This is a genomic window from Candidatus Margulisiibacteriota bacterium (genome assembly GCA_031268855.1).
GTDB lineage: Bacteria > Margulisbacteria > Termititenacia > Termititenacales > Termititenacaceae > Termititenax.
The window spans coordinates 1-4,703 of the sequence record JAIRWS010000038.1; the positions used below are offsets into that span (position 1 = coordinate 1).

Consider the following 4,703-nt stretch of genomic DNA (forward strand, 5'->3'; position numbering starts at 1 on the left):
ATGACGAGTTTATGACAAAAAAACAAAAAGAAAAGGGGGAGAAAAAATGTTCAAAAAATTAGCGGTTATCGGTTTGGCAGTCAGTATGTTTTTGCTTACGGGCTGCGGAGTGAATATTAAACAGGAAGGCAACAAAATCTACACGGACTTGAACAAAGACCGCGTCTATGAATTTACCACGGCGGCTTTGCAGACCAGAGGCTATACGCTGACCTCCGAAGAGGCTTACACAGTAAACGCCGTGCCGGAAAACAACGCGGTCCTGGGCTCGATCGACACGGACAGCAAATCGGTGCAGGCTAGAGTTAGCGACGGCGCGGACGGACAAACAGTCGTCACAGTGCTGGCGCTGGTGAACGGCAATGTTGATGAGGCAGAATCCACGCGCGTCGCCCAGGCGGCAGTAGCTGATATCATCGCCGAGCTGGATAAATACGGCAAATTCAATTCCACAGTAGAAGTTGACTACACTTATCCTGTCGCCACGGTCGACCGCGTCAGTACATTTATCCGCGAATATCTGCTGGCCAATGACATCACTATCGGCAACGACAGCAGCACGATTTTTGAGATCAGCGAAAATTTGCCCAACCATGAATTTAATGAGCCGCTGGTCGGTACTGTTATTATTGAAGCCGACGAGACCGAGCGGGTGGTCATCGGTTTGCAGGCGGAGATCAACGGTAATTACGACATCGACGGTAATCAGAAATATCTCGACGATTTTGCGGCCAAACTGCTCGCTTATTTAGACACGTACCCCGTGGTCGAAAAAGGCACGCGGCAGGTTTACCGTTTTATTGATTTCAACAAAGCTTACACCAACGCCCGCAGCGCGCTGGCTGGCAGCTTATATACAATTAAAAACGAGGACAAAAACAACTTTATTCTCACCGCGGCAAAAGAAAAACTGAATCTGCTGGTGTCTTTCACCAAGATCAACACGGCGATCGGCGTAAATCTGGAGGCTTTTATCGAAGGTAGCGCCAGCGAAACCAAACAAGCTTTATCCGACAAAGTCAGCGAGGAGCTTTTCAATCTGGCGCAGGCCATCGCCGCTTATCAGACAATTTTGACCAGCGAGAAAACTTTTATCTCCCAGGGACAGCGCGAAGTGCTGGCTTCGATACGCAGCGCGCTGGCTGACGCTGGCTACACCTATACTTTCAATGCTGAAGAAGTAACTTTTACCGCGGCGGATAAAGTGAACCCCAACAAAGGCCATTTTTTAGTGGTCAACAATCTGGGCTCCGACGGTATTGCCGTGCAGATCAACACCATGTACAACACCCGCGCGCAAAATGCTGAAGCCACGGTGCGCGCCGAGAATGACAAATTGCTGCGTCTGCTCAACCGCGATGACAATTTAAAATAAATCAGGTTATTTCTCTCGCCAGCCGCTTAGCAAAACAACTCCGCTCCGGCTGGCGTGCTGACATATTCGCACATCTTACAGCGCGCCGCTCTTTACGCCCCGGGCAATAAAATCACTGACGCGCGTCTGCCAGCCTTTGCCGCTGGAACGCAGAGCGGCCAGATCATATTCAAAAAGCCTGATGGAGATAGTTTTTTTGTGCACGGATTTTCTGGGGCGGCCTCTGCGTTTGATCTCCCGCTCCATCTGTTCCGAAAAATCCGGCGCGTCCGGATCAAGCAGATTTGGTGCGCGGCGCGCAGCGGCGCAAAATTGTTTCCACTGGTCTGGCGTCAAGCTCCGGTCTATTTCTTCAGATGTCATTCGCACAATACTCATCGTATTTACCCCTTTCTTTAGCAGTGGCAAAACGCACAGAAATCAAACGGCACACTTCAGCACGCATTGTATAAACCGTCACCACATAACGGCGGGCAACTTTGCCAATAGCTACTCGGCGTTCCTCGCCATAATCAAAACGTTCATCGGCAAAATCCAGAACCTGTTTGTCCTTAAATACCAGCTTGCCAAAAGCCAATTCAATCCCGTGGTCGAGAATATTCGCTCGGTTTTTGCTTTCGTCCCATTCAAAAAGCACTTATATAGTGTATATGCAAAAAATGCCCCTGTCAACTCTGTTTGCCATCTGGAGACCGCGTCCTGCTGAATGGGAGAAAACTAGCCGGAAATTTTGGCGCGTCTTACAGCGCGCCGCTCTTTACGCCCCGGGCAATAAAATCACTGACGCGCGTCTGCCAGCCTTTGCCGGTGGCGCGTAAATGGTTTAGCGTTTTCGCCTCAAAGTACATAAACACCGGCTGCTTGCGGTCGGGCTTGGGCGGACGGCCGCGCCGCGCGCGCGGATTTTCCGGCTGGAATTGGTCTAACTCCTCATCGGTCGGAAAAGGACAATCCGGATCGCCGTCATCCACCGGTTCGTGCCGGCAGGCTTCGTGGAATTTTTTCCAGCCTTCCGCGGTCTGGTCACGCAAAATTTGCCAGCCCCATTTGCTAACTATTGCCATAATATTTTCTCCTTTCCCTACCGCGCTTCGCTCTCCGCGCCGAAATAATCCTGATCCGTCCCCAGCTCCTGCGCGTCCAAACCACAAAAAGCAATTTGCCCTCAACTTCACCAATGGTTTGCCGCCGTGTTTCTCCGTAATCTTTTCTTTTGTCGATAAATGTGATCCGGTTTTTATCTTTAAAAACCAGCAACGCTTGACCAAAATCTGGCCGGCCTTTTGCCGTATTATCGCCGCGCTTTTTTTCGTTCCATTCAAAGCGTCTGGACAAAAACCAGAGCATATTAAGCATACTCCAAATATTATATATATATTAAATCACCCTGTCAACGCTACCAGCGCGGTCACTTCGACAAGCTCAGTGACCGCGCTTCGCCGCGTATCCGCAGGGATACTCTCTGCTCACCGTCCAACCGCTCCCTGACTGTAAGCCCGTTAGGGAGCTTGTATCCTTGCGGATACGCTGGCGAAGGGAGCGTTATGCCGAATGTTATTCCCCCAGAAAAATTCGATGCATTTCAAAGGTATATTTTTTCGATAAGTGGGTAATTACTTTCTTGTGAGTTTTAGAGGGTAAGTATATTTACTTACGTATGCGCGGCAAATATTAAATAGGGATAGGCACGTAGCTGTGAACGCGAGTTAGCTTCGGCGGTTCACCAGCGTATCCGCAGGATACTTCGCTCACCGTCCGAAGCTCTGTTTTTAACAGACACATCCCGCTCACTGAGCGGAGTCGAAGTGAGCGCTATGCCGTGCCCGTGAGGGCGACCGACAGCGACCACAAGTCGCGGAGGGAATGTCAGTAGCCAACAAGGCTACTGACCAAAGATATTTGCCACGCTATTTGTGAAAAAATAAAAAACCGGAGTTTTATAATGCCAAAATTTTTGAATTTAATATTGACTAATAGTTACCCCCCCCCCCCGCTAATAGCGTATAATTATTATACAGACACGCCACATGTAGCGTCCATTCTTGAGGGCTTGCTATGAAGCTCTTTGGCAATACATGCCTGTCCCTTTTATCGTCACTTTTATCGGAAATTTTCGCGTTTCAGCAACGTCGCGCTAGCGCGAGCACCCCTCAGACAAAAATCTGCGACACAGATTTTTGCCAGCTCCCCTTGCCAAGGGGAGCCAACTCAAAGCCCGGTCTTATCAGTTTCCTCCCCTTTACAAGAGGGACGCCGCTGGTCGGTGAGCGGAGCCGAACCGCAGCGGCAGGGGGTGTCAATATTTGTTCATGCCTGTCCCCCGTTTTGTCCCTGGCTTTCTTTTCCCTGATTCTCTTTTCTCCTCTGTCCGCTGATAATATCTATAATTATGTATATTCAAACGATCCGCAGATTTTTACCGCGCCGCAAAATGGCAAATACAAACTGGAAGTCTGGGGCGCCTCCGGCGCTAGTAGCGGATCCGCTGCTGGCGGCAAAGGCGGCTATGCCAGCGGCTATGCCAACCTGAACGCTGGGGATATTTTGTATATTTATGTCGGCAATAATGGCTACAACAATAGCAACAATGGCAACAATGGCCAACTTAACACTGGAAGCTATAGCTATAATAATTATTATGGTACTGGCTTAAGTAAGACTTACAACAACTCCGGCGCCAACGGCGGCGCGGCTTCGGAGATATCTCTAATGAGTAGCCGCGGCAATCAGACTTGGTATGAATATAGCATTATAGTGGCCGGAGGAGGCGGAGGAAGCGGATATTTCGGTGGCTCTGGTGGCTTTGGCGGCGGCACCTCTGGTGGCTTTGGCGGTAATAGCGGCGATATAGCCGGCGGAGCTGGCGCAACCTCACAAGCCAGAAGCTATGGCAATGGCAATGGCGGCGGCGGCGGCGGCGGCGGCGGTTGGAGCCAGGGTTATTCGGGAAACTACGACTACAGTGGTGGTGGTGGTGGTGGTGGTGGTGGCAATAGTTTTGTCCTGACGGCCAGTTCAGCGATATATCAGCCCAATGTGAACAGCCGCTATTATTTGACGGAGGCCATGACCATAGCCGGCAATCAGAGCATGCCCGACCCTAGCAGCGACGGATCAACAATGATAGGCAATTTCAGCAGTGGTTTTGCGCGGATCACTCAGATAGATGACAGCACCGACCAGACGAGCACGTCTTTGCAGACCATAAACTGGACAAATCAAAATAACTATACTTTTAACTGGGCGGCCGTGGCCGACACTTCCGGCATCGACCATTACGACATACACTGGAGCCAGACCGAGAGCAGCGAGGTCACGCACACGACGG

The 4,703-nt window shown here is 50.6% G+C and carries 6 protein-coding genes; 2 read left to right on the forward strand and 4 right to left on the reverse strand.

What is annotated here, in order from left to right; genetic code table 11:
* Positions 1–46 precede the first annotated feature (46 nt).
* Complete coding sequence (locus LBJ25_02365; GenBank protein MDR1452803.1) at positions 47–1,375, forward strand: hypothetical protein; 1,329 nt, start codon at positions 47–49, stop codon at positions 1,373–1,375.
* 75 nt (positions 1,376–1,450) lie between these two features.
* Here LBJ25_02365 and LBJ25_02370 read toward each other — a convergent pair whose 3' ends face one another.
* From LBJ25_02370 to LBJ25_02385, 4 genes are all read right to left on the reverse strand, one after another.
* Positions 1,451–1,753, reverse strand: a complete 303-nt coding sequence (locus LBJ25_02370; GenBank protein ID MDR1452804.1) for a BrnA antitoxin family protein — start codon at positions 1,751–1,753, stop codon at positions 1,451–1,453.
* On the reverse strand, positions 1,728–2,012 hold the full coding sequence (locus tag LBJ25_02375; protein MDR1452805.1) for a BrnT family toxin: 285 nt from the start codon (positions 2,010–2,012) through the stop codon (positions 1,728–1,730). The genes LBJ25_02370 and LBJ25_02375 overlap by 26 nt, the downstream gene beginning before the upstream one ends.
* A gap of 103 nt (positions 2,013–2,115) precedes the next feature.
* Positions 2,116–2,439, reverse strand: coding sequence for a BrnA antitoxin family protein (locus tag LBJ25_02380; GenBank protein ID MDR1452806.1), 324 nt, complete (start codon positions 2,437–2,439; stop codon positions 2,116–2,118).
* On the reverse strand, positions 2,426–2,731 hold the full coding sequence (locus tag LBJ25_02385; GenBank protein ID MDR1452807.1) for a BrnT family toxin: 306 nt from the start codon (positions 2,729–2,731) through the stop codon (positions 2,426–2,428). Before LBJ25_02385 ends, LBJ25_02380 begins: the two co-directional genes overlap by 14 nt.
* 969 nt (positions 2,732–3,700) lie before the next feature.
* Between LBJ25_02385 and LBJ25_02390 the strand changes: the two genes are divergently transcribed.
* Positions 3,701–4,703 (forward strand): hypothetical protein (locus tag LBJ25_02390; protein ID MDR1452808.1); only part of this gene is annotated, 1,003 nt, incomplete at its 3' end.

Bases quoted from the DNA above. Each gene is read 5' to 3' on its own strand.
- LBJ25_02365 (MDR1452803.1), top strand. From the start codon at position 47: ATGTTCAAAAAATTAGCGGTTATCGGTTTGGCAGTCAGTATGTTTTTG.
- LBJ25_02370 (MDR1452804.1), bottom strand. From the start codon at position 1,753: ATGAGTATTGTGCGAATGACATCTGAAGAAATAGACCGGAGCTTGACG.
- LBJ25_02385 (MDR1452807.1), bottom strand. From the start codon at position 2,731: ATGCTTAATATGCTCTGGTTTTTGTCCAGACGCTTTGAATGGAACGAA.
- LBJ25_02380 (MDR1452806.1), bottom strand. From the start codon at position 2,439: ATGGCAATAGTTAGCAAATGGGGCTGGCAAATTTTGCGTGACCAGACC.